Source organism: Aquiflexum sp. TKW24L (genome assembly GCF_023502205.1).
Taxonomy (GTDB): Bacteria; Bacteroidota; Bacteroidia; order Cytophagales; family Cyclobacteriaceae; genus Cognataquiflexum.
Map to the genome: position 1 here is coordinate 129,516 of NZ_JAMFLG010000005.1, position 22,141 is coordinate 151,656.

The following is a 22,141-nucleotide window of genomic DNA, read 5'->3' on the forward strand; positions in this document are numbered from 1 at the left end:
ATGAAAAAAGCTTTACCATCGATCCTAAGATCTGTATTTTTTATCTTATTTATATTGGTCTTCCACAAAATCGGATATTCCCAGTCGGTTCCTGTAGGTACACCTGTGCTGGAGGAATACATGCGTAGGATGCAGCTTCAGGGTAAATTAAGTGGAACAAGCAGTTTCGCTATCCGACCTATCCTTCCTGTCCATGTTTTTGATAGGGAAATCGGCTTTGATTTAGACAGTACTTTCATTGATTTTGAAACATCTCCCAACCATGGTTTTCTAGGAGAAAAAGAAAAGCTGAAGTTTCTTGTCATGCCAGTTACCAATAGGTTTCAATACACTTCCGAATATGCCTTTGGACTCAATGATGGTGCAATGATACCCAATAGGGGTTTTCAAAATGTGTTGAGCGCAGGAGTATTTTTCGAATATGGGAAGTTCAGCCTTCAACTTCAGCCAGAGATCCTTGTCGCCCAAAACAAAGAATATCTAGGGTTTCCGATTGAGGAGCCATCCACGATTTTTTATTATTACGAACACATGAATAGGATCGACATGCCTGAGCGGTTTGGGACCGCCCAGTACAACAGGATCCTCGCCGGTCAATCAAGTTTCAGATTCAATCACAAAGGCATGTCGCTCGGTGTCTCAACTGAAAATCTCTGGTGGGGACCGGGTAAAAGGAGTTCGCTTTTGATGAGTAATAACGCGCCCGGATTTCTTCATTTTACCTTAAACACCCAAAAACCGATCGAAACCAAAATCGGACATTTTGAAGGTCAGCTTATTTCGGGCTTCCTAAAAGGCAGTGGATATCTTCCGCCACATCCTGAATATGCATTTATGCTTAACCCTTTCTTAGTTCCAAAAAGGGAAAATGGAAACAGAAATTTGAGCGGCTTGGTATTGACCTACCAGCCAAAGTGGGTGAAGGGATTTTCTATCGGCTATGGTTCTGTCAATAATATTTACATAGAAGACATGGAGACTTTTGGGGATTACATTCCCATTTTCAATGGACAAAAAGGGCTTTATGAAGTCCACAATCCAACCCGGGACCGTAGGCAGCAATTCAGTACAGGATTTTTCAGGTGGCTGAGTCAGAAGGGACATTTTGAGTTTTATGGGGAATATGGTACCAATGGCAACAGCATTAGGACGGCTGACTTTATCATCACACCGGAAAGAAACAGAGCTTTTACCTTGGGATTTTCAACCTTGATTCCATTGAAGAAGGAGAACCAGTTTATCCAGATAAGTTCAGAAATGACCCAATCCGGTCAGACTATCAGGGAGAGCATCTTTGACCTTGACACTTGGTATATCCATGACCATGTGAGGCATGGATACACCCATCAGGGGCAGGTGTTGGGGATCGGTTATGGTCCTGCGGCCAATGTCAACTGGGTGGAAGTGGGTTGGGTCAAGGATTTCAGTAGGATTGCCTTCCATATAGAAAGGATCGTGTATAACAATGATTTCTATAATTTCAGGTTTGAAGATATCAAAGATTGGCGGACTAAATATGTGGACATTGTCCCTTCACTCGTGACAGAATGGAGATTTGGCAATCTTTTGGCACATGGTAATTTTCAATATGTTAATACCATGAACTACAAATGGTTTCTGACAAATGATCCTGATTTCTATTTTGTCCCCGGATGGGATAGGAAAAATGTCGTGATTAACCTCGGACTTACCTATATCATAAAATGAAAAAAGGCTTTAACAAAAGCCTCCTTTCAAATCGTTAACCATTATTCATTCTATTTTTCATTTTTTGCTAAGGACAAAATTGCCACCTCCCTGCTTGAGGGTCATTTCATTGGATTGGGGATTAAATTCCAAAGTGAGTCCTGCAGGTGCAAATTTAAAAATGTGTTCACTTTCATATACCAACGCAAACTGTGGTTGACCCGTGGCTTGGCCTAAAAGTGTGTTGTTATTTTTCGAAATGGTTACCTCAAGCGGAAATGTTGGGCTTCCATACACGCCAAGATATTTATCGAGGTCTTCTGTGGTAAGCGTATTTGCTACAAAAGTGGGGATTTGATATTCTCTTCCGAAATACCCACTTAATGTCGCTATCGCAGCTTGGTTTGGATCAAAGCTTGATCCGTTTACAGCCATGGCAAAAGCAAGTTTCTCTTCAGGAAAATAACTCAACATTGATTTGAACTCGTCTATTCCACCGGTATGTCCAAAAGAAGCTTTGTCATAAAAAGGAATGATAAACATCCCTCTGCCAAAATTATCCTTCATTTCTTTCATCAATTCTAAACTGGAAAGAGAAATGATTTTGCCTGCAAATAAGCCCTCAATAAATCTTGTCAGGTCTCCTGTGGTAGATACGATCGCTCCTGCGCCCAAGGGAATGGACATGTCTGTTTCTGTTTCTTTTTGCCATTCGCCAGCATACTTGTAGGAGTAAGATTCATTAGAGGAAATAACCGTCTTTTGCCCGACGTAGGTATCCTTCAATCCAAGTGGTTCTGTGATATATTTTTTGAGTAAACTTGGAAAGGGTTGCATGTAGATGTCTTCCAATACCCAAGTCAGCAGGACATAATTGGAATTGCTGTAGTCGGCTTTGGAATCAGGTTCAAAATCGCTTCCCCCTTCTTTGATGATATCATACAGACCCTTGCGGGATTTGTTTTGGGTATTCCAAGTCAGGTAATCCGGATTGGAGGTGAAGCTGTGGATACCACTTCGGTGGTTCATCAATTGGCTGATACTGATGTCGGAGGCATTTTCTATTTCAGGAAAAAATTTATCGATTTTTTGGTCTAGGCTGATCTTGCCTTCTTCCACAGCTTTCAAAATCAAGGCCGAGGTAAACATCTTTGAAATGGATCCTACCCGATATTTGGTTGAGGAAGTTGCAGCAACATTTCCTTCTACATCCGCAAATCCAAAAGCTTTTTGATACATGATCTTGCCTTCATAGCTGAGCGTAACACTTCCCATCATTTTGTCATTCTTAGCCAAAGTTTCAAAATATTGGTCAAGTTTGGCTTTGTCAAGATTTTGAGCGGCCAATGTATGAAAAAGGAAGACTGCGAAGAGGGTTGAAAATAATCTGGTCATAACGAAATTACGATTTGATAGAAATGGATTTTTGAAAAACACTAATTTATAGCAAGAACTTCAATATTACCGGAAAACCCTATGCTAAATCAGCATAGGGTCCCGGTGTATTAATTGTCCAACCTGTTTCTTTCTTCAGTACTTCCGCTTCTGTTAGAGATTTTGAAATTCTCCCCTCTTGCAAACTTATACCTCACAGTGAATCTGACGCCTTGATTGCTTCTGTATTGCTGGAATCTCGTATCTATGTTGTCAAACTGCACAGCGGCATTGATGACCTGTGTGCGGAAAAGATCCGTTCCGTTTACAGTGATACTCAGCTTTTCTTTCAAAAGGTTTTTTGAAATCCCTGCATCTACCCATCCAAAGCCTTGGATGGCAGCCTGTCCGTATTGGGAGGGACCGATGTACATTGCCATCAATTCAGCTTTGAATCCTTTGGGAAGTGTGATGGTATGCTGAGATCTTAATGTGAGCGAAGTCTGAGAAACATCTAGTAAAGCATCTCCGATCATGGATTTCCATCGGGCATTGTTGACTTGGACCATGTTGCTGGTGTTCCACCATTTACGGATTTCGATCGGAATCATCGCCCTGAAATTCCAGTTTTGTGATTTGTCAAGGTTCGCAGTATAGGTGGTAGTGGTTCTGGTTTCTTCGTCTTGAGTGAATATCTGTTGGAATACATCTGTCGTCAGAGAATATCCTAAAGTAAACTGGTATTGACCTTTGACAACGTGGTTCATTTCCAGGTTATTGGAATACTGCGGTCTCAAATATGGATTACCTTGCTCGGTGGTCAATGGATCTATGTAAAAGATAAATGGATTCAGCAAGCGGTAGTTGGGTCTGTTGATCCTTCTATTTGCATTGTATATGATTTGATAGTCTTTGCTGACTTGGTGCTGCACAAAGAAACTTGGAAATAAGTCAATGTAATTTTGCTTATTCACCCTTTCCAAGGTTATTGAATTACCTGTGATATCTGAATATTCAGTTCTTAAACCTGCCTGATAGCTTACTTTGTCAGAAAATTTGCTTTTGTAAGTCGCATAGGCAGCTAGGACATTTTCTTCATAGATGAAGTTATTTGAATTTGGATCTTGCTCAAACGGCTCTTCTTCCACCGCCTTGCTTAAATCCAGGTTGTTGTCCGATTTTACCCAGCTTCCCTTCAGACCAGTTTCTAATACCCTTCCTTTGCCGAGTGGTTTGGTAAAATCAACCTTCGCTGTAAAGATGTTATAATCCATTTCATTGAGCGTTAGGATATAATCCCGTGCAGCCCCGGATTCATTCTGATTGATCCATCTATTGTTGGATAGGAAGGAACTGCCATTTGATTTCATTTTCGTGTAATCCACGTCTGTGGTAAATTTTGTTCCAAGTGTATCCAAAAGGCCGACATAGTGAAAATTTCCGAAAAGCCTTCTGTTTTGGCTTTCCCCTGCATTGTATGATCTCAAAAAGAAAAGGTCTTCTGTTCCCGGGTTGTTGATTTCGGTAAATGACTTGCCATTATTTTCTCCATTATAATCCGAAGCCTGAATATTGATGCCGATGCTGTGTCTGTCGTTGATTTCATAGTCGGAGCCTCCATTAAAAAAGATGCTCTTATTGATCGTGGTGATCTTACTGTTTTGGTCAAAGTTGGAAATGCCTTCTTCTAATTGAAAATTTCTATTGATGCTGATGTCATTCAGGTAGTTGTATTCATTGTAATTCAAATTGACATTATTGGTCCATTTGCCTTTTTTGACATTCAGTGCGATCCCGGCATTTGGCCCATAGATGCCATTGTACATTCCTCCGGTTTGGATATTGCCAAACATGCCGTCCATGTTATTTTTCTTCAACTTGATGTTGATGACTCCGGCGGTGCCTTCAGCGTCAAATTTGGAAGTCGGGTTGTTGATGATCTCTATGCTTTTGATATTGTCAGCAGGCATTGAGCGGAGAAAGTTTGCAAGGTCATTGGCAGACATATAGGTCTGACGGTCATTGATCATTACCGTCACGCCTGGACGACCGTTGAGGTTGATGTTGTCATTTTCATCCACATATATACCCGGAGCTCTTCCGATTACGTCCAAAGCTGTATTGCCATCAGCCATGACGGTCCCTTCTACGTTGATCGTGGTCTTGTCAGCCTCGACGATGATATCCGGTCTGGTGGATCTGACGGTTACTTCTTCAAGGTTTCCGGCATCTTCCTCAATTAAAATGGTTCCAAATTCTTTGTTTGATCCCACTTTGATATCAAATTCTTCGGATTTGAATGTTTCGTAGCCAATGGAAGAAATCACTAGCTGTACCTTTCCTGTTCTGGCTGTCTCTATCAAAAAATCTCCCGTTTCACCCGTGACCGCGCCGGTAATCAAAGTGCCGGAAACTGCTTCCACCAGCGAAACATTGACATAGGGAAGGGGTTCTCCTTTTTGGTCTTTGACTTGTCCGGTTATCAGGGCGACATCTTTTGCAGCAAGATTGCTCAATCCTAAAAAGAAGAAGAAAAGGACTGTAAAAATCTGGGTTGACATTTTCATGGTAATAGGTTGGTTTAGTTTTCAAGTACTGTACCCACCTTATTGAAAAATAGATGCCAACAAATAAAAAATTTTTTAAACCATTGAAAACCAATATAATACCATAAAAATGAAATTAGAGACCTGTACATTACCGTACATATAGAACGTTCGATAGGAGTACAAAAAAAGCCTTGGAAAGAAATTTCCAAGGCTTTATCTAAATTGTATTTTTGATTATTTCTTTGCAGCGGCAAATCTTTTCGATACCTCTTCCCAGTTGATTACATTCCAAAAAGCGGATACATAATCAGGCCTTCTGTTTTGGTAATTCAAGTAATAAGCATGTTCCCATACATCAAGTCCTAGAATCGGCGTGCCTTTTACTTCAGCTACATCCATGATAGGATTGTCTTGGTTTGGAGTAGAACTGACTACAAGTTCACCGTTGGCTACTGAAAGCCAAGCCCAACCTGATCCAAATCGTGTTGCAGCAGCTTTGGCAAATTCTTCTTTGAATTTGTCAAAAGATCCGAATTTTGCATCGATTGCCGCACCGATTTCACCTGTTGGATTTCCTCCGCCGTTAGGCTTCATGATAGTCCAGAACAAACTGTGGTTGTAATGACCTCCGCCATTGTTTCTTACTGCTGCATTGCTGCCGGCCACTTTCATCAATTCTTCAATGCTTTTGTTTTCCAGGTCTGAACCCGCAATCGCAGTGTTTAAATTTGTGACATAAGCATTGTGGTGCTTACCATGGTGGATTTCCATGGTTTTGGTGTCGATATGCGGCTCTAGCGCATTGAAATCATAAGGAAGTTTTGGAAGTTCAAAAGCCATTTTTATAAAGTTTTATGGTTAAAATAAATAAAGAATTCTAATGTCTCGTACTGTAATCCAACCAATTTGAATTTAAAAAGGTTCTAGAATGCCTCAAAATGAATCAATTTCTTAGCTTTTTAAAGAATTTATCCAAAAGATCTTTTGATTCAATAGACATCAAACCTGCAGTCACCTTTGTTTTTGGATGGAGCAGGTTTTCGGATAATCTGGAAAACCCTCTTTTAGGATCGGGTGCGCCAAAGTGTAATTCTCCCAACTGTGCCCAAAAACAGGCTCCCGCACACATGGCACATGGCTCTAAGGTTACATACATCTTACATTCGGTCAAGTATTTTGCACCAAGCGCATTGGATGCGGAAGTGATGGCGAGGATCTCTGCATGGGCAGTTACATCTGTAAGTAGCTCTGTCTGATTGTACGCTTTGGCGATGATTTTATTTCTACAGACAATTATTGCCCCGACAGGAATTTCGTCCTCTTCATAAGCTTGCTGCGCAAGCTTCATGGCTTCATTCATAAAATAATGATCGGTATACAACTCCATTTTGGAAGGATTTAGCAAAATTAAAAATGGCGTAGATTCTTTTGCAAACCTACGCCATTCCAAAAGAAAAAATATTTTTACTTATTTGAAGTAATCAAACACCTCGTTTCTGACACCCTCATTGATGATCAATGCCATGATCAGGGAAACAATCAATCCAATGGAGGCCTTGACAAGGTCTTTTCTGGTGAGGTATAGCGCATGCATGATGTTCAGCCTTCTTTTTTCCAGTTTTTTAGATTTAGCAAGCGCAATGGCGATTTCCCTACCTCCCAATAATCCGATGAAAACCCAAGTAGTACTCATTGGGATATTGCTGGCCATTTTGAAATAAAACAAGATAATCGCATACACGAAGTCTACCAAAGTGGCTGCCCTTACATCAGTTACCCTTGTTTTTTCATTGACAACAGATTGAATTCTGTCCCCTTTCATATAAAACAGGAATCCTAAGCCAATGAAGATAAAGCCTGCAAAAGCAATGAATTCCCAAATATTTAGACTTCTAGGAAGGAATACGGCGATGTTTGCTGCATCCTGCATGATCCATACTCCCCAAAGGATCCCTGAGGTAATCCATTGTAATATGAGCCAATAAGGCTTTGGCTTTCCTTTGAGGTAAGTTTCTACGAATTTTTCAAGAATGAACCAAACTGCAATAGCCAAAGTAAACGCAAGAATATATCCGATAAAGGATTTTTGCATAACATCAACTATTGTACCCGCCTTGTAAGTAAATACATTTAGCAGAAGAAACGTAGTCGATACCGGCATCCTCAATCTGGTCATGACCAATAAGACAATCGGTGCAGCGAGTTGTAAAAAAACAAAACTCTCAGGAGCTTTTTCCAATCCAGGCACCATCAATCTCTGATGGCTGACATCACCATTGTAAGTAATCCAGCTATATGTTACAACACCCAAAAAAATCAATCCCATAAATAACCAAAGGTAATACCATTTTTGGTTATGGTTTGAGGCTATGAAAGTTCCTATGGTCTGAATACTGTCATTTGCAATGGCGGAATAGGCGGCTAATATAAAACCAAACCACATTGCCCAATAAGTGTAGGGAGAAATTATACCGGCAATTGATACCAAGATGCATATGACGACTAAAAATGTTTTTTCTTTCTTTGTAAAATCAAAAAGTGAATAGGCTGCTTTAGAAAGGGCGTCCTGATTTATATTTTGGTCTTTAGGCTTAGCCATGTTGGAGATGGGTGAAAGATTTTTGCCGGTGCAAATTTAAAGAAGTTTACTTGGTGTCAATATTAAGAAATTGTTAAGCATGGTTATGTGATTAAATCAAACTTTCACCACAAAATTTAAGTTACCGAAATATTTGGAAGGAAATATAGTGTCAATAGCCTTTAAGACCAAAATGGCCTGTATTTTTTTGGTTTTGAAGAAAGTGACTCCAAGATTTTAATATTAACAAAATATTCACAACAAATCCCGTTTTATTAATTTGCTTTACTTTTATTTTGCACCTAAATTAAAGGGAATTAACCCCTTAATGAGGGGTTTTATATAAATGATCGAAATCAAAGAAGCAAATCTGAAGTCCAATAAAGCATGGATTATTTTTCAAATGCTGTTGGCATTCGTTCTTTTCATGTTTTCCATTGATTTGCTAACGATGTCCATGGTCAAGTTGAACAACAACCTGGCGGAGGAACTTTTTCAGGCTACCAACAATCCATTTGTAGGGCTGTTTGTAGGGTTGTTGATAACCGCATTGCTCCAAAGTAGTTCGATGGTGACTTCCATGGTCGTAGCTATAGTGGCATCAGGAAACCTGACATTGATGCAGGCAGTACCATTGGTGATGGGAGCCAATATTGGGACAACCTTAACAAGTACGCTTGTCGCTTTTTCTTACATCATGAAGAAAGGTGAATTCAAAAGAGCGCTTACCGCAGGAGTGGTCCACGACATATTTAATATCCTGACAGTGTTGATCCTGTTTCCGTTGGAGTTTTACCTAGGGTTTTTGAGCAGATCAGCTTCTTTTTTGACCAATACATTTTTTGATTCGAATTCCGGATTTTCGGGAGATTATTCGTACAATGTTCTGTTTACCAGACCATTGACCTCGTGGTTGGTTGATTTTCTAAATAGTCCTATATTGGGCTTGATCCTTTCCTTAATTTTGGTTTTTTTATCGATTAAGTTTCTCTCTGATACCGTTTTTAGGACGTTTATTTCTACCAATTTTGAAAAAATAAGTAGACAGATGTTTAGGTTACCTTATGTTTCTTTTTTGTATGGGATGTTTTTTACAGCTGCTGTCCAATCGAGTACAGTAACGACCTCCTTGATAGTACCTGCTGTGGCCAATAGAAAAGTATCCTTATCCAAGGTTTTTCCATTTATCATTGGAGCAAATCTTGGAACGACGATCACGGCTGTCATAGCCTCAATCTATAAAACTGAAGCTGCCATCAGCATTGCCATAGTCCATATTTTGTTTAATCTTTTTGGTGCTTTGGTGTTTTTACCTTTTCCCGGATTGAGGAATATTCCGGTAAAACTGGCCACATTCCTAGGAGACCAATCTGTCAAAAGAAAGTTTGTGGGTTTTGCGTACATCCTACTCACCTTTTTTATCATCCCTTTTATCCTGATATATTTCAATAAGAATGACAATCGCTCAAATGATCAGAATCAAAACGAACCTCCCAAAACAGAGATTTCTGTAGAATCCCCAAATCAGTAAAAGTTTATTCCCTAGCGGACCTGACGATCTGCACTCCTGAGCTTGTTCCAATCCTGTCTGCCCCTGCACTGATTAGCCCGAGGGCTTGTTCCAGAGTTTTGATCCCTCCGCTGGCTTTGATGCCTACATTGCTTGGTAGATGTTCCCGCATTAGTTTAATGTGGTGATCTTTTGCTCCTTCAGGGGCAAATCCCGTAGAGGTTTTTACATAATCCACCCCTGCATCAGCACAGATTTCACAGGCTTTGATGATCTCATTATCACTCAGATAAGCAGTCTCCAAGATGACTTTCAGGATTCTTTCATGCTCATGGCATACCTGCGAAAGCTTAGCCAACTCGATCTTGGGCCAGTTCATTCCGGCTTTGAAGGAAGTTAGAGACCAGACTACATCGATTTCATCAGCACCCATCTTGATCAATTGCTCGGTTTCAAAGACTTTGGTTTCGGTGAGGTTGTAACCCAAGGGAAAACCAACCACAGATACCAATTGGATGTCGGCATCACCGATTTCCCTTTTTGCTTTTTTAACCCAAAAAGGAGGCACACATACACCTACAAATCCATATTCCTTGGCTTCTTTTACAAGAGTTTCAATGTCAGCATCTACAGTTTGTGCCTTCAAAACAGTCTGTTCTATGTATTTTTCAACCTTTATCATGTCCTTCAATTTTATCTTCTGATTCATTTACATAATCCCGTAGAAAGATAAACTCGATGGTTAAGTCTCCTTCTTTCGCAATAGTGGCTTTGTCCAAAACTTTGGATTCCTCCTCTATCAATTCGGGAATAAAATGTTGCATCAGCTGCACGCCAAAATCTTCTGAGGCATCTCTTGGAAGCTCCGTCGGAAGGTTGTCTATGGCCATCACAGAGATGCTAGTTTGCTTGCCAAATGCCGGCAGCACCTGAAATGATTCTCTGTCAATATCGAAAATCGGGTTCAATGTCGAACAGTTTTTTACCGTAGTCGGTATCGAACCATTGATATCACAGGTGATGTCTGCGATAACTGAGATACTGAATTCATCCGAACTGATGTCTTCCATTTTAAACAATTTTGGAGCTTTTGGATCCCAATACGAAGCTGCCATCAGGATGTCACTCACCTCAGCAAACTTCAAAAAGTGACTTTCATATTTGTCAGGGAAGGCATAGAATTCTTCCTTATCGTAGCCCCCATCTGTTTTTCTCCTGTAATATTCCTCAGTGGAAAGAATGGTATAGACTGCTTCGTCAAAATATTGTAATAAGAGTTCCTTTGGTCCCACCTGTCTGATTCCAACTTGGTTTAAAACTTCCACGACACCTTTGCCAACTCTTCCTCTTCCGGTGACCACAATCTTGATTGGAGGCAATTGAACCTTGAGCAGTTCTTGGTCAAGTTCTCTTTTATCGAAGCATTCAAAAGCCCTTTTCAAATCATACAGACCGGATTTTTTACCATATGCCCATAGTCCATTATATGCTCCTACTATTCCTGCCCAATGACCAAAAGCCACAGTGCGGTTACCATGTTCATCCTTTAGAACTTCATAGTCCATGAGGGTGATGTTTTTTTCCAATACAGACTGAAGCAACTTCCTGTTTTGAGCTTGGCCTTTGATGGTATGGGAAAAGAAAACGTAGGATTTGTTTGGTATCAATTGGGAAACAGGTACTTCTTTGACACCCATCAGCAGGTCACAAAATGAATTATCTCCCACTACCTCTATTCCTTCCTGTATATATTCCTCATCCGAAAAACACCTGAAAGGACTAGATTCTACATAAAATGAAAGTGTATCTTTATATAACTCCGATAAAAACGACAACTGTTGTGGGGTAAAAGGAACCCTTCTGTCAGGTGGATTTTTGCCTTCTTTGATTAAGCCTATCTTCATGTGTTCGATTTTAACATGCCTCTAAAATTTATGGTATTGACTTACTGGTTATTGCTGAAATTGGTTGTTTAAACCTTTGCTTTACCAATGAACTTTCTTTTTGTCAATAGTAAATGGGATATTCGTAAAAAAAGTCGATGCCATGCCTTATTTGATTTTGGTTATACTCTGGGTTCTGTTTTATGCTACACACACTTGGCTTGCAAGCCTGAATATAAAAAGAAAAATCAAAGGATGGATGGGAAGTCGGTACATATGGTACCGATTGTTGTATACGGTTTTCTCAACCGTTTTTATTTTTGGCATATTACTATTTAGCTCCTCCTATTCCCAAATACACATACTTACAACAACCTCGTTCACAACCTATCTGGGTTATGTGTTGGCGAGTTTTGGAACGATCATCATTGTCCGTTCATTCAAGTCTTTCAGCAAAAGAAAGTTTGTAGGCTTGGAGCCACATGATGATTTGGAGAAATCTGAAGATTTTATCACCACAGGACTCCATGCTTATGTGAGACATCCGATTTATTCTGGGACCGTATTGATATTTCTAGGCTTCTTTTTTTATGACCCTACGCTCAGTTCCGCTGTTCATGTAGGCATGTTGTTTTTATACCTGCCCATTGGAATTCATTATGAGGAAAAAAAGCTAATTGAAATCTACGGAGAGAAATACATCCAATACAAAAAGAAGGTTGCTTCATTAATTCCCACAAAGAGGAAGTAAGAACAATAAAAAAGCCACCCGATGAGGTGGCTTTAAAAGGGTATTATTGTTAGCTATCTTAACTTCCTTCAAGGGCATTTGCACCTGCTACGATTTCCAAAATCTCATTGGTGATGGCTGCCTGACGGTTTCTATTGTACATTAATTTTAATTCCTTCAATAACTCGTTTGCGTTTTCAGTCGCTTTGTCCATGGAGGTCATTCTAGCTCCATGTTCTGAGGCATTGCTATCCAAGACCGCTTTGTAAAATTGTGTTTTCAAAGCTGTCGGTACCAAATCTTGGATTACATACTCTTTAGAAGGTTCCAAAATGTAATCGGTGTTGGTAGTTACCTTTTTTGAGGTCAAATCTTCCACACCACCCATAGGAAGAAATTGTTCTATTGTAATATCTTGAGTTGCTACGTTTCTGAAATGATTGTAGACCAAAACAACCCGATCGAATTGCTTGGAAAGGAAACCGTTCATTGCAAATTCAGCGATTTCTCTTACCTCATCGTATTTGACGTCAGAAAACACCCCGTAATAATCAGTTTTTGTGCTATAATTTCTTCTAGTAAAAAATTCATACGATTTTTTTCCTAGAGTAAGAATGGTCACATTTTTTCCTTTAAACTCGTTGTTTATCAGGCTCACAGTTGCCTTCATGATATTCGAGTTAAATGCTCCGCACAGTCCTTTGTCAGAAGTCATCGAAACGACCAATATATTCTGAACAGGTCTTTGCTCGGCATAGGCAATTTCCAATTCTCCACCCATCGCAGATACCACTTCATCCAAAATGGAGGTTAGTTTTTGGGAGTAGGGACGCATTTTGATGATCCTGTCCTGTGCCTTTCTTAGCTTTGCCGCAGCCACTAATTTCATGGCTTTGGTGATTTGCTGCGTGGAGCTAACCGAAGTGATCCTTTGCTTTACTTCCTTAAGATTGGCCATATTATTCTTCTGTGAGAAAAGAAACTTAAAAGCAGTAAGAAAGACTCAACCTTTCTTACTGCTCAATTTTATTCAATTATAGTTTTGCGAATTTCACGGACAAATCCTTTGCAGCAACTTCAAGGATTTTTCCGGCAGCATCGATATCATTTTTAAGTATCAATTCCAATGCTTCAGGATGGCTGCTCTTCAACAAGTTGTAGAATTCTCTCTCAAATTGTCTCGCATTTTCAGGGGCAATAGAATCCATGAATCCTTTGGTGGAGACATAGATAATGGCCACCTGAAGTTCCACAGGAACTGGTGCGTATTGCGGTTGCTTCAAGATTTCCTGGTTTCTTCTACCTCTTTCGATGGTTCTCTTGGTACTGGCATCAAGGTCAGATCCAAATTTGGAGAAAGCTTCCAATTCACGGAATTGAGCTTGGTCAAGCTTCAAAGTACCCGCTACTTTTTTCATGGATTTGATCTGAGCATTACCACCCACCCTTGACACCGAGATACCTACGTTGATCGCAGGACGAATCCCGGAGTTGAAAAGGTTGGATTCCAAGAAAATCTGACCATCTGTAATAGAGATCACGTTGGTAGGGATATAGGCAGATACGTCACCCGCTTGGGTTTCAATGATCGGAAGTGCTGTCAATGATCCTCCTCCTTTTACCAAATGCTTGATAGATTCGGGAAGGTCATTCATCTGACTTGCAATCTTGTCAGAGTTGTTGATTTTGGCAGCTCTCTCGAGAAGTCTGGAGTGAAGGTAGAAAACGTCACCCGGATATGCTTCACGTCCCGGAGGTCTTCTTAGAAGCAAAGAAACTTCTCTGTAAGCAACTGCCTGCTTAGAAAGATCATCATAAATAATCAATGCAGGACGACCGGTATCACGGATAAATTCACCGATACAGGCTCCAGTAAATGGTGCAAAAAACTGCATGGGAGCGGGGTCTGAAGCTGCAGCAGATACGATAACTGAGTATGGAAGCGCACCGCCTTTTTCTAAAGCAGAAACAATACCTGCTACAGTAGAGGCTTTCTGTCCGATCGCCACATATATACAATATACAGGCTCACCCTTTTCGTAGTATTCCTTTTGGTTAAGAATCGTATCAATGGCTACAGCAGTCTTACCCGTTTGACGGTCACCGATGATTAGCTCACGCTGACCTCTTCCGATCGGAATCATGGAGTCAATAGCTTTGATACCTGTCTGAAGCGGCTCATTTACCGGCTGACGATAGATTACCCCTGGTGCTTTACGCTCCAAAGGCATTTCATAAAGTTCTCCTGTCAATGGACCTTTGCCATCAATAGGATTCCCCAAAGTATCTACCACACGACCTAACATGCCATCACCCACTTTGACAGAGGCGATTTTTTTGGTTCTTTTTACATTGTCGCCTTCTTTGACAAGTTTGGAATCACCGAAAAGTACAGCACCGACATTGTCTTCCTCGAGGTTGAGGACCATTGCCTTAAGACCGTTGTCAAATTCCAATAATTCACCGGCCTGAGCTTTGGTTAGTCCATAGATCCGGGCTACCCCATCACCTACTTGGAGGACGGTTCCCACTTCTTCAAGTTCAGTAGCAGTTTTGACATTTGAGAGTTGTTCTCTCAAAATGGCCGAAACTTCATCAGGTCTTATTTGTGCCATTATATTTTAGATTATATGATTTTCTGTAATTTAATATAGTTTGACGAAATACCTTTGATTGAATTTCATCCTCATGTTTCTCAATTTTCCGCTGATAGAATCATCAAGTTGCTTGTCATTGACCTTTAGGATAAAGCCCCCGATTAAGTTTTTGTCGATTTTTTCAACCAATTCTACTTTTTGAAGCCCTGAAATTTCTTTCACAATTTCCTCAAATTGTTTTCTGAGTATTGCTGTCAAAGGTATAGTTGTGGTAACTTCCGCTACTTGAATGCCTTTGTGTTCGTTATATTGTCTTAAAAACTCCTGTGCAGTTGAAATCAGGGCACTTGATCTGTTTTTTCTGGTAACGAGATCAAAAAATGTCATACTGATTTCATTTGCCGATTTCCCAAGCAATGCTTTAAGGATATTGAATTTTTTGTCAAAGGTGATTATAGGGTTAGCCAATGCAAGACCAAATCCCCTGTTTTGTGCTGCTATAGACAGCAATCCCTTCATATCTCCTACCACTGCATCAAGGACATTTCTCTCGATGGCAAGATCTAGAATAGCTTTAGCGTATCTGGTGGCTACTTTAATTTGGGACATATTAGTTTAACTTAATGTCTTTAAGCAAATCATCCATCAATTTTTGCTGGGCTGCGTCTGTGGACAAATTCGCTCTTAATATTTTTTCAGCGACTTCCATAGACAGAATCCCAACCTGTACCTTCACTTCTTCAAGCGCGGCTAGTTTTTCAGTATTGATCGCAGCCTTGGCACTCTCGATCATTTTTGCACCTTCAAGTTGTGCTTTTTCCTTAGCCTCATCTATCATTTGCTTGGCTGCTTCTGATGCTTTGTGAAGCATATTGTCTCTCTCGATTTTGGCTTCTTGGATGATTTTCTCATTTTCAGCCTTGAGGTTAGACATTTCATTTCTTGCTATTTCCGCAGATTTTAGCGCATGGTCAATGCTCTTTTCTCTTTCATCCAATGCAGCAAGTATGGGCTTCCATGCATATTTTGTGAGAAGGAATAAAACAATCAAAAATCCAAGTGCGGACCAGAATATCAATCCCAATCCAGGTGTTATAAGTCCCATTTTGATCTAATTTAGATAAATAACTTGCTTGTTCAATAAATCAAAAGAAAGGGATTGGCCTAGCGCCAATCCCTATACTATTTTTGTTAGAAAGTGTAATCACCCAAAGCAATAAGTAGACAAACTACCACCGCAAACAGGGAAACCACCTCAATAAGAGCAGCGATGATCAACATGGCAGTCTGGATTTTTCCAGCTGCTTCAGGCTGACGGGCAATGCCCTCCATAGCTTGGCCACCGATTCTACCGATACCTAGACCTGCGCCAATCGCAACAATTCCAGCACCGATACCAGCACCCATCAGTGCAAATCCGGCAGTTAATAAGATTGAAGTTAACATACGTGTTTGATTTATAAATTGAACAAAATAATTACTGATTAATGATGATCATGCTCTGCCACTGCCAAGCCAATGTACATGGCTGAAAACAGGGTGAAGACATAAGCTTGAATGGTGGCAACCAAGATTTCAATAAAGTTGATAAAAACCACCATGATGGTACTAGCCACACCGACTGCCATTGACTCAAATACAAATATCAAAGCAATGAAACTCAGGATCACGATGTGACCTGCGGTAATCGCCACAAACAATCGGACCATCAAGGCAAATGGCTTGGTAAACAATCCGATGATTTCGACCGGCACAATGATCAATAACAAAGGAACAGGTACTCCCGGAGTTGCAAATACGTGTTTCCAGTAGTCTTTATTTCCATTGACATTGGTAATGATAAAGGTGAAAATGGCAAGGGTAAATGTCAAAGCAATGTTTCCTGTAAAATTGGCTGCTTCAGGAAAGAGGCCAAGGATGTTACCTACCCAAATAAAGAAAAACAGGGTCAACAGGTAAGGAGTAAATTTCCGGTATTTTTTGTGACCAATATTCGGAAGGGCGATTTCGTCCCTAACAAAAATCACAATAGGTTCGATGAATGAAGCAATTCCTTTTGGCGCAGCTCCAGGATTTCTTTTATAAAAATTTGCTGATTTGAGCATGAGAAAAAGCAAAACAGCAATAACAATAAACATCATCGCTACATTCTTGGTGATCGAAAAATCATAGAATGTCCTTGAAGGATCAGCTGCCGATAGTTTGTAATTCTCATCAATATAATAGCCGCCAACACCATAATCTTTTCCGAATTTATGGGTTTCGTGGTTCTGAAAATTTGATGATAAGAAAAATTCCAAACCCTGATCTGGAGAATAAATGATGACCGGTAAAGGGAGGGTAACATGTGTATGACCGATGGTAGCAAAATGCCACTCATAATTGTCCATAACGTGTGGAAGGATAAACCCCGTCTTGCTTTCACCGTCTCCGGCTGCGTGGACTGGATTTGAAAAACCTAGCCAAAATATTGACAATAAAATACTTAGGCAAAGAAATTTACGGGCCATCAAATGATTTTTTAGTACCTAATTCGGATTTGGGCGCAATTTAGCTAGAAGCGTGTAGATATCAAACAATAAGTAAAAGAAATAAATGATAAAGAAATTGACCACAAACAGAATTTTATTTTCAACTCCTAGGATCAGCATGATGGCTATAAAGCCTATACTTGCCAGCAACCTAATACCAATAGAGCCCAATAGGATATTGACAGAATTATCTTTGCTTAACTGCAACAAGTAATGTGTAAACATTCCGGTAAGCCAAGTTAATAATATGAAAAACGAAAGAATTGTCCAGAGGCTTTCATGGACCCATTCTGGTTTTATGTATTCCTGAAGAAGATAAAATATTCCTCCAATCAGGAGGGAAAAAAGCAACAGTTTGATGGTAAGAATCTTAATGGCCTTCATTGGAACCGATTTGAGCCCGCAAAGCTAATTGTTTTTGCGATTTCTCTCGGATTTATCATCGTTTTTGAGATTAACATACAGGTTGTAAAAAGAAATCAAAACCGATAGCAGGCAAAAAAGCAAAATCCAGACAGGGAATTTCATCTCGCTTTTTTGTTGCAGGTACCAACCAAACCACGTCCCGGCCCCGATGATGACAAAGAGCTGGAATGAAAGGCCTATATATTTTAGATACGTGGGCGGATCAGACGGATTGTAATTGTTTTTGGGGTTTTTCTTCAGCATCAGTGTTTTTGGAAACTACCATCCCTTTGGATACCATCTGACATTTGCCATTGAATACCGCACCGTTTTCCACAATCAGCTTCTGGGTGGTGATGTTTCCATTGATGATGGCGGTTTTGGTTAAATACAAAGTGCCTGAGCAAAAAACTTCACCATCAATTTTCCCGGAGATTTCTGCTTCAGGAGCAGTGATGTTACCTTTGATCAAAGCAGAGTCACCTACAACGATTTTGGTCTTGGACTCAACCAAACCCTCTAGTTGACCTTCAATCCTGATATTTCCAGCCGCTGAGATGTCCCCGGTGATTTTGGTTTCTCTGGAAATGACATTGGTAGAACTGACCATGTCTGCTACCGATTTTTTTTCTTCTGTCTTGTTATTGAACATAGCTAATCAAAAGTGATGAATTCCTGAGGATTAAGAGGTGTACCTTTGTACCACAATTCGAAATGAAGATGCTGACCGGTGGTGAGTTCTCCGGTATTTCCAATAATGGAGATGATCTCTCCTGCACGGACGAGGTCTCCTACTTTTTTCAATATTACCGAATTATGTTTATAAATTGAAATCAATTCATTGGAATGTTGGACACTGAGAATGTATCCCGTATCCAGTGTCCAAGAGGCCAATATAACTGTCCCATCGGCTATCGCCATGACCGGCTCATTTTCTTTTGCCACGATATCCACTCCAAAGTGATCTTCCTGTGGCGCAAAGACGGCTGTTAAGACCCCCTTTACAGGAGTGAAGAAAAATGTTTCGGCAAAGGAAGTGCTGGAAATTCCGATAGGATTTGAATTTTCAATAGTCGCACTTTTGAATTCATCCAAGATACTTAGGGTAGCTTCGCTAGGTGAGAAATTAGCAGAACCGGGAGATGCAGATTGAGCAGCATTAGGAACCGATTCTTCCAATCCAATAGAATCAAGCGCTTCGTTTCCGCTGATGATGCCTTGGATATTTGCCAGATAAGCATCTTTCTGACTGACGGCTATCGACAGGGAATCCACAATATCTGAGAGCATCAGGATATTGGCCGTATTTTCTGTTTCCATATATACAGGATCAAACCACTGTCTTAAGATGGTCCTTGTCAATACAAGAGAGATAAAAAATATCACAGAAAGAGACAATACGCCTAAGATTATCGCCCTCGAAAAAGAGACATTGAATGATCCTACGACAGAAAAATCCTGTTTTTTTCGGATGACAATGAGGTATTTCTCAGTCAGCCAGTTCCTAATTTTTATCCTGATACTCAAACTTGCGCGATTTGGGTTGATGTCGTAAAAATATAATATTATTCGTAAGCGTTTATTAATTTACATCATTTCAAGTAATTTGGGCGTTCAAAGCCTTTGGCTCCACATGAATAAAATCAATTACCTTCTTCTGTTTCTTTTTGCGCTAGCAGTGATGGCCTGCTCCTCGGAGAAGAATACCTTTACCAATAGGCTGTTCCACAATACAACTGCAAAATACAACGCATATTATTATGCCGATGAAAAAATCCGGGAATTGGAGACAGGCATTGCCAACAACCACCGGGAGGATTTCAGTCAGGTCCTTCCGGTTTTTTATACAATCGACAGCGCATTTATAGAAACCAATGAGGAGCTGTTGGAGGAAGTAAGGTCTTTTGCCTCCAAAGCGGTGGATTGGCATAGGATCTCCAAATGGGTCGGTCCAAGTTATTTCCTTATCGGGATGGCGGATTATTACGAAGCCAATTTTGACGATGCCTCCAATACTTTCAAATACCTCAATGTAAATGGGAAGAAAAAAGACATCCGTCACCGGAGTCTGATCCAACTGATGCGTCTTTTTACAGACTTGGATAATTTTGATGATGCAACTTATGTGATCGATTTCCTTTCAAAGGAATCAGGGATCAGTTCTGAAAACAAATTCCTTCTCTACAAAACGCTCGCCTACTATTACCATAAAAGGGGAGAGCTGAATGGCAAAATCGGAGCTTTGGACAAATCCCTAAGCCATACCAAAGACAAAAAAGAAAAATCCAGAATCAATTTCATCCTTGGCCAGCTTTACCAAAAAGAAGGCATCGACGCCTTGGCCTATGATTACTATAACAAAGCCCTAAGGGGGAATCCTCCCTATGAGCGGAGTTTCTTTGCGCAGCTGTATGCACAGCAGGTAGCGGAACTCAATAAGACCAAAGACATCGAAAAAGTCAGAAGTTACTTTGACGGCTTGTATAAAGACAGCAAAAACAAAGACCTGAAAGATGTCATTCTCTTCGAAAAGGCAAAATTTGAATTGAAGCAAGACGAAATTGAAGCTGCCGAGCAGCTTTTGATCCGGGCAGCAAAAGAAGAAAGCCAAAATCCTATCCAAAAAGGCTATATCTACGAAAAACTCGCCATGATCAATTTTGACAAAAAAAATGATTTCAGGGCAGCCAAGTTTTACCTAGACAGTGCTTTGGTGAGCTTCAGACCGACGGATCCACTCTTTCAAGATATTACTGATAGAAAAGAAATTCTGGACAATTATGTATTCCACTATGATATTGTCACCAAAAATGACAGCCTTCTTCTTCTCACCGAACTGAGTATCGAGGCCCAAACTTTGATTGCTGAAAATTTCATCAAACAGGAGGAAGAGCGCCTTCTGAGTGAAGCTGCTGCAAAAGACAATAAAAAACCTTCCGGAATATTTGACAACCTTCTGGCTTTTGGAGGTAGGGGCGGTAGCGGAGAATCATTTTATTTCGACAATTCACTCGCGGTCCAGCAGGGTTCCATTGATTTCAACAGGAATTGGGGCAACAGACCCCTTCAGGATAATTGGAGGAGAACAAGCCAAAATTTCCAAACTTCCTCCACCCGAACCAATACTAACTTGCCGGCTGCTACTGAAACCGACTCGACATCAATGGAAGAGAATTCCATATTATCCCAAATCCCAACTGCCGAGGAGCTTTTGTCCAAAATCCCAAGCAATCCCGATCAGATCAAGGAAATGAAGTTGGAATTGGAACGATCTTATTTTGAGTTAGGAAAAATTTTGTTTTTTGACCTGAAAAATCCTCCGATCAGCATCGACAACCTCGAAAGCCTGATTACCAAATATCCGAATACCATCAAAAAACCGGAGGCGTATTATATCCTTTACCTTGCAAATAAAGAAACAGGAGGAAATACGGATATTTTTGCACAGCGGCTCAACAGGGAATTTCCGGATTCACCCTTTACCATGTCAGTCAATAATCCGGACCAAGCTTCAGGAAATGTGGCTTTTCTGGAATCCTCCAGAAATTACAAAAAGGCGTATGAGTTGTACTACAATGGTCAATATGCAGAAGCCAAATCAATGATCAGATCAACTTTGGAGGCCCATCCGCTGACAGCCAATACCGACAGGTTACTGCTCTTGGACATCATGGTCACCGGAAAGACAGAAGATATATCGAGGTTTCAGGAAAGGCTTGAAAACTACATTCAGACGACAGAAGATGCAGGTCTCGTAGAAATGGCAAGAAAAATGCTTGGTGCATTTAAGGTGGATGAGGAACAGACAAAATCAGAAATCTCTGAAGATACTGAAGACGAAGTGCAGGAAGAATCCGTTACAATAGAAGGTGAAGACGAAGAAATGAAATCTGAAACAGAATCACCCTATAAAAATAATCCTAACCAAACACATATATTTGTCATCGTTCTCGGAGCAGATAAATCAAGCGAATCCAAAAACCTTCTCGCAAACTTGGAAGGATTCCACAATGAGAATTTCAAAGGATCAAGACTCCGAACCGGAAACATGAACTTAAGTAGGGAAAATACGATTTTCATTGTCAGTCCATTTATCTCTGCACAAAAGGGTATCGAGTACCGGGAAATATTCAAAGAAAATTTCAAAAACGAATCATTGACTGACGAAGACAAAGCAAACTGCTTTCTGATTTCGATCGAAAATTTCCAAGAGCTCAACAAAAGGAAAAATCTGGACGAATACCGGGATTTCTACACCAAGACCTATTATTGATTATGTATATCCACAATGATTCCGG

The 22,141-nt window shown here is 40.3% G+C and carries 21 protein-coding genes; 4 read left to right on the plus strand and 17 right to left on the minus strand.

Going from position 1 to position 22,141, the window contains the following annotated elements; translation table 11 throughout:
- Positions 1 to 1,707, plus strand: coding sequence for a capsule assembly Wzi family protein (locus tag M3O96_RS05175; protein WP_249719236.1), 1,707 nt, complete (start codon positions 1 to 3; stop codon positions 1,705 to 1,707).
- A 57-nt stretch (positions 1,708 to 1,764) separates the two neighbouring features.
- Here the strand turns inward: M3O96_RS05175 and M3O96_RS05180 are convergent, their stop codons facing one another.
- From M3O96_RS05180 to M3O96_RS05200, 5 genes are all read right to left on the minus strand, one after another.
- Positions 1,765 to 3,081 (minus strand): serine hydrolase domain-containing protein, encoded by a 1,317-nt coding sequence (locus tag M3O96_RS05180; protein WP_249719237.1) that lies wholly within the window; start codon positions 3,079 to 3,081, stop codon positions 1,765 to 1,767.
- Positions 3,082 to 3,191: 110 nt separating this feature from the next.
- Entirely contained in the window at positions 3,192 to 5,627 is a 2,436-nt protein-coding gene (locus tag M3O96_RS05185) for a TonB-dependent receptor (RefSeq protein WP_249719238.1), read from the minus strand.
- Between the two features lie 216 nt (positions 5,628 to 5,843).
- Positions 5,844 to 6,449, minus strand: a complete 606-nt coding sequence (locus M3O96_RS05190) for a superoxide dismutase (RefSeq protein WP_249719239.1) — start codon at positions 6,447 to 6,449, stop codon at positions 5,844 to 5,846.
- 103 nt (positions 6,450 to 6,552) lie between these two features.
- Complete coding sequence (locus tag M3O96_RS05195; protein WP_249719240.1) at positions 6,553 to 6,996, minus strand: nucleoside deaminase; 444 nt, start codon at positions 6,994 to 6,996, stop codon at positions 6,553 to 6,555.
- An 81-nt stretch (positions 6,997 to 7,077) separates the two neighbouring features.
- A complete protein-coding gene (locus tag M3O96_RS05200) occupies positions 7,078 to 8,208 on the minus strand; it encodes a hypothetical protein (RefSeq protein WP_249719241.1) in 1,131 nt (376 codons plus the stop codon).
- A gap of 325 nt (positions 8,209 to 8,533) precedes the next feature.
- Here M3O96_RS05200 and M3O96_RS05205 point away from each other — a divergent pair, with 325 nt between their 5' ends.
- On the plus strand, positions 8,534 to 9,718 hold the full coding sequence (locus M3O96_RS05205) for a Na/Pi symporter (protein ID WP_249719242.1): 1,185 nt from the start codon (positions 8,534 to 8,536) through the stop codon (positions 9,716 to 9,718).
- Positions 9,719 to 9,722: 4 nt separating this feature from the next.
- On the opposite strand, the gene deoC is transcribed toward M3O96_RS05205, so the two are convergent.
- Both deoC and M3O96_RS05215 read right to left on the minus strand, forming a co-directional pair.
- A complete protein-coding gene (deoC, locus tag M3O96_RS05210; protein WP_249719243.1) occupies positions 9,723 to 10,379 on the minus strand; it encodes a deoxyribose-phosphate aldolase in 657 nt (218 codons plus the stop codon).
- A complete protein-coding gene (locus M3O96_RS05215) occupies positions 10,366 to 11,601 on the minus strand; it encodes an NAD(P)-dependent oxidoreductase (RefSeq protein WP_249719244.1) in 1,236 nt (411 codons plus the stop codon). Before M3O96_RS05215 ends, deoC begins: the two co-directional genes overlap by 14 nt.
- 100 nt (positions 11,602 to 11,701) lie before the next feature.
- Between M3O96_RS05215 and M3O96_RS05220 the strand changes: the two genes are divergently transcribed.
- On the plus strand, positions 11,702 to 12,331 hold the full coding sequence (locus M3O96_RS05220; protein ID WP_249719245.1) for a methyltransferase family protein: 630 nt from the start codon (positions 11,702 to 11,704) through the stop codon (positions 12,329 to 12,331).
- A gap of 58 nt (positions 12,332 to 12,389) precedes the next feature.
- Here M3O96_RS05220 and atpG read toward each other — a convergent pair whose 3' ends face one another.
- The 10 genes from atpG to M3O96_RS05270 all read right to left on the minus strand — a co-directional run bounded on the left by atpG (position 12,390) and on the right by M3O96_RS05270 (position 19,370).
- On the minus strand, positions 12,390 to 13,268 hold the full coding sequence (gene atpG / locus M3O96_RS05225; protein ID WP_249719246.1) for an ATP synthase F1 subunit gamma: 879 nt from the start codon (positions 13,266 to 13,268) through the stop codon (positions 12,390 to 12,392).
- Between the two features lie 76 nt (positions 13,269 to 13,344).
- Positions 13,345 to 14,925 (minus strand): F0F1 ATP synthase subunit alpha, encoded by a 1,581-nt coding sequence (gene atpA / locus M3O96_RS05230; protein WP_249719247.1) that lies wholly within the window; start codon positions 14,923 to 14,925, stop codon positions 13,345 to 13,347.
- A gap of 30 nt (positions 14,926 to 14,955) precedes the next feature.
- Positions 14,956 to 15,516, minus strand: a complete 561-nt coding sequence (gene atpH / locus M3O96_RS05235) for an ATP synthase F1 subunit delta (protein WP_249719248.1) — start codon at positions 15,514 to 15,516, stop codon at positions 14,956 to 14,958.
- A 1-nt stretch (position 15,517) separates the two neighbouring features.
- On the minus strand, positions 15,518 to 16,012 hold the full coding sequence (locus M3O96_RS05240; RefSeq protein ID WP_249719249.1) for a F0F1 ATP synthase subunit B: 495 nt from the start codon (positions 16,010 to 16,012) through the stop codon (positions 15,518 to 15,520).
- 86 nt (positions 16,013 to 16,098) lie between these two features.
- On the minus strand, positions 16,099 to 16,353 hold the full coding sequence (gene atpE, locus M3O96_RS05245; protein ID WP_009032918.1) for an ATP synthase F0 subunit C: 255 nt from the start codon (positions 16,351 to 16,353) through the stop codon (positions 16,099 to 16,101).
- Between the two features lie 38 nt (positions 16,354 to 16,391).
- A complete protein-coding gene (atpB, locus tag M3O96_RS05250; protein WP_249719250.1) occupies positions 16,392 to 17,417 on the minus strand; it encodes a F0F1 ATP synthase subunit A in 1,026 nt (341 codons plus the stop codon).
- Between the two features lie 18 nt (positions 17,418 to 17,435).
- A complete protein-coding gene (locus M3O96_RS05255; RefSeq protein ID WP_249719251.1) occupies positions 17,436 to 17,822 on the minus strand; it encodes a hypothetical protein in 387 nt (128 codons plus the stop codon).
- 24 nt (positions 17,823 to 17,846) lie between these two features.
- On the minus strand, positions 17,847 to 18,107 hold the full coding sequence (locus M3O96_RS05260; RefSeq protein ID WP_249719252.1) for an AtpZ/AtpI family protein: 261 nt from the start codon (positions 18,105 to 18,107) through the stop codon (positions 17,847 to 17,849).
- A complete protein-coding gene (locus M3O96_RS05265) occupies positions 18,067 to 18,495 on the minus strand; it encodes a bactofilin family protein (protein WP_249719253.1) in 429 nt (142 codons plus the stop codon). Before M3O96_RS05265 ends, M3O96_RS05260 begins: the two co-directional genes overlap by 41 nt.
- Before the next feature lie 2 nt (positions 18,496 to 18,497).
- Complete coding sequence (locus M3O96_RS05270; protein WP_249719254.1) at positions 18,498 to 19,370, minus strand: M23 family metallopeptidase; 873 nt, start codon at positions 19,368 to 19,370, stop codon at positions 18,498 to 18,500.
- 106 nt (positions 19,371 to 19,476) lie between these two features.
- On the opposite strand from M3O96_RS05270, the gene porW reads away from it, so the two are divergent.
- Positions 19,477 to 22,116, plus strand: coding sequence for a type IX secretion system periplasmic lipoprotein PorW/SprE (porW, locus tag M3O96_RS05275; protein ID WP_249719255.1), 2,640 nt, complete (start codon positions 19,477 to 19,479; stop codon positions 22,114 to 22,116).
- Positions 22,117 to 22,141 lie beyond the last annotated feature (25 nt).

Bases quoted from the DNA above. Each gene is read 5' to 3' on its own strand.
- M3O96_RS05175 (WP_249719236.1), top strand. From the start codon at position 1: ATGAAAAAAGCTTTACCATCGATCCTAAGATCTGTATTTTTTATCTTA.
- M3O96_RS05180 (WP_249719237.1), bottom strand. From the start codon at position 3,081: ATGACCAGATTATTTTCAACCCTCTTCGCAGTCTTCCTTTTTCATACA.
- M3O96_RS05185 (WP_249719238.1), bottom strand. From the start codon at position 5,627: ATGAAAATGTCAACCCAGATTTTTACAGTCCTTTTCTTCTTCTTTTTA.
- M3O96_RS05190 (WP_249719239.1), bottom strand. From the start codon at position 6,449: ATGGCTTTTGAACTTCCAAAACTTCCTTATGATTTCAATGCGCTAGAG.
- M3O96_RS05195 (WP_249719240.1), bottom strand. From the start codon at position 6,996: ATGGAGTTGTATACCGATCATTATTTTATGAATGAAGCCATGAAGCTT.
- M3O96_RS05200 (WP_249719241.1), bottom strand. From the start codon at position 8,208: ATGGCTAAGCCTAAAGACCAAAATATAAATCAGGACGCCCTTTCTAAA.
- M3O96_RS05205 (WP_249719242.1), top strand. From the start codon at position 8,534: ATGATCGAAATCAAAGAAGCAAATCTGAAGTCCAATAAAGCATGGATT.
- deoC (WP_249719243.1), bottom strand. From the start codon at position 10,379: ATGATAAAGGTTGAAAAATACATAGAACAGACTGTTTTGAAGGCACAA.
- M3O96_RS05215 (WP_249719244.1), bottom strand. From the start codon at position 11,601: ATGAAGATAGGCTTAATCAAAGAAGGCAAAAATCCACCTGACAGAAGG.
- atpG (WP_249719246.1), bottom strand. From the start codon at position 13,268: ATGGCCAATCTTAAGGAAGTAAAGCAAAGGATCACTTCGGTTAGCTCC.
- atpA (WP_249719247.1), bottom strand. From the start codon at position 14,925: ATGGCACAAATAAGACCTGATGAAGTTTCGGCCATTTTGAGAGAACAA.
- atpH (WP_249719248.1), bottom strand. From the start codon at position 15,516: ATGTCCCAAATTAAAGTAGCCACCAGATACGCTAAAGCTATTCTAGAT.
- M3O96_RS05240 (WP_249719249.1), bottom strand. From the start codon at position 16,012: ATGGGACTTATAACACCTGGATTGGGATTGATATTCTGGTCCGCACTT.
- atpE (WP_009032918.1), bottom strand. From the start codon at position 16,353: ATGTTAACTTCAATCTTATTAACTGCCGGATTTGCACTGATGGGTGCT.
- atpB (WP_249719250.1), bottom strand. From the start codon at position 17,417: ATGGCCCGTAAATTTCTTTGCCTAAGTATTTTATTGTCAATATTTTGG.
- M3O96_RS05255 (WP_249719251.1), bottom strand. From the start codon at position 17,822: ATGAAGGCCATTAAGATTCTTACCATCAAACTGTTGCTTTTTTCCCTC.
- M3O96_RS05260 (WP_249719252.1), bottom strand. From the start codon at position 18,107: ATGCTGAAGAAAAACCCCAAAAACAATTACAATCCGTCTGATCCGCCC.
- M3O96_RS05265 (WP_249719253.1), bottom strand. From the start codon at position 18,495: ATGTTCAATAACAAGACAGAAGAAAAAAAATCGGTAGCAGACATGGTC.
- porW (WP_249719255.1), top strand. From the start codon at position 19,477: ATGAATAAAATCAATTACCTTCTTCTGTTTCTTTTTGCGCTAGCAGTG.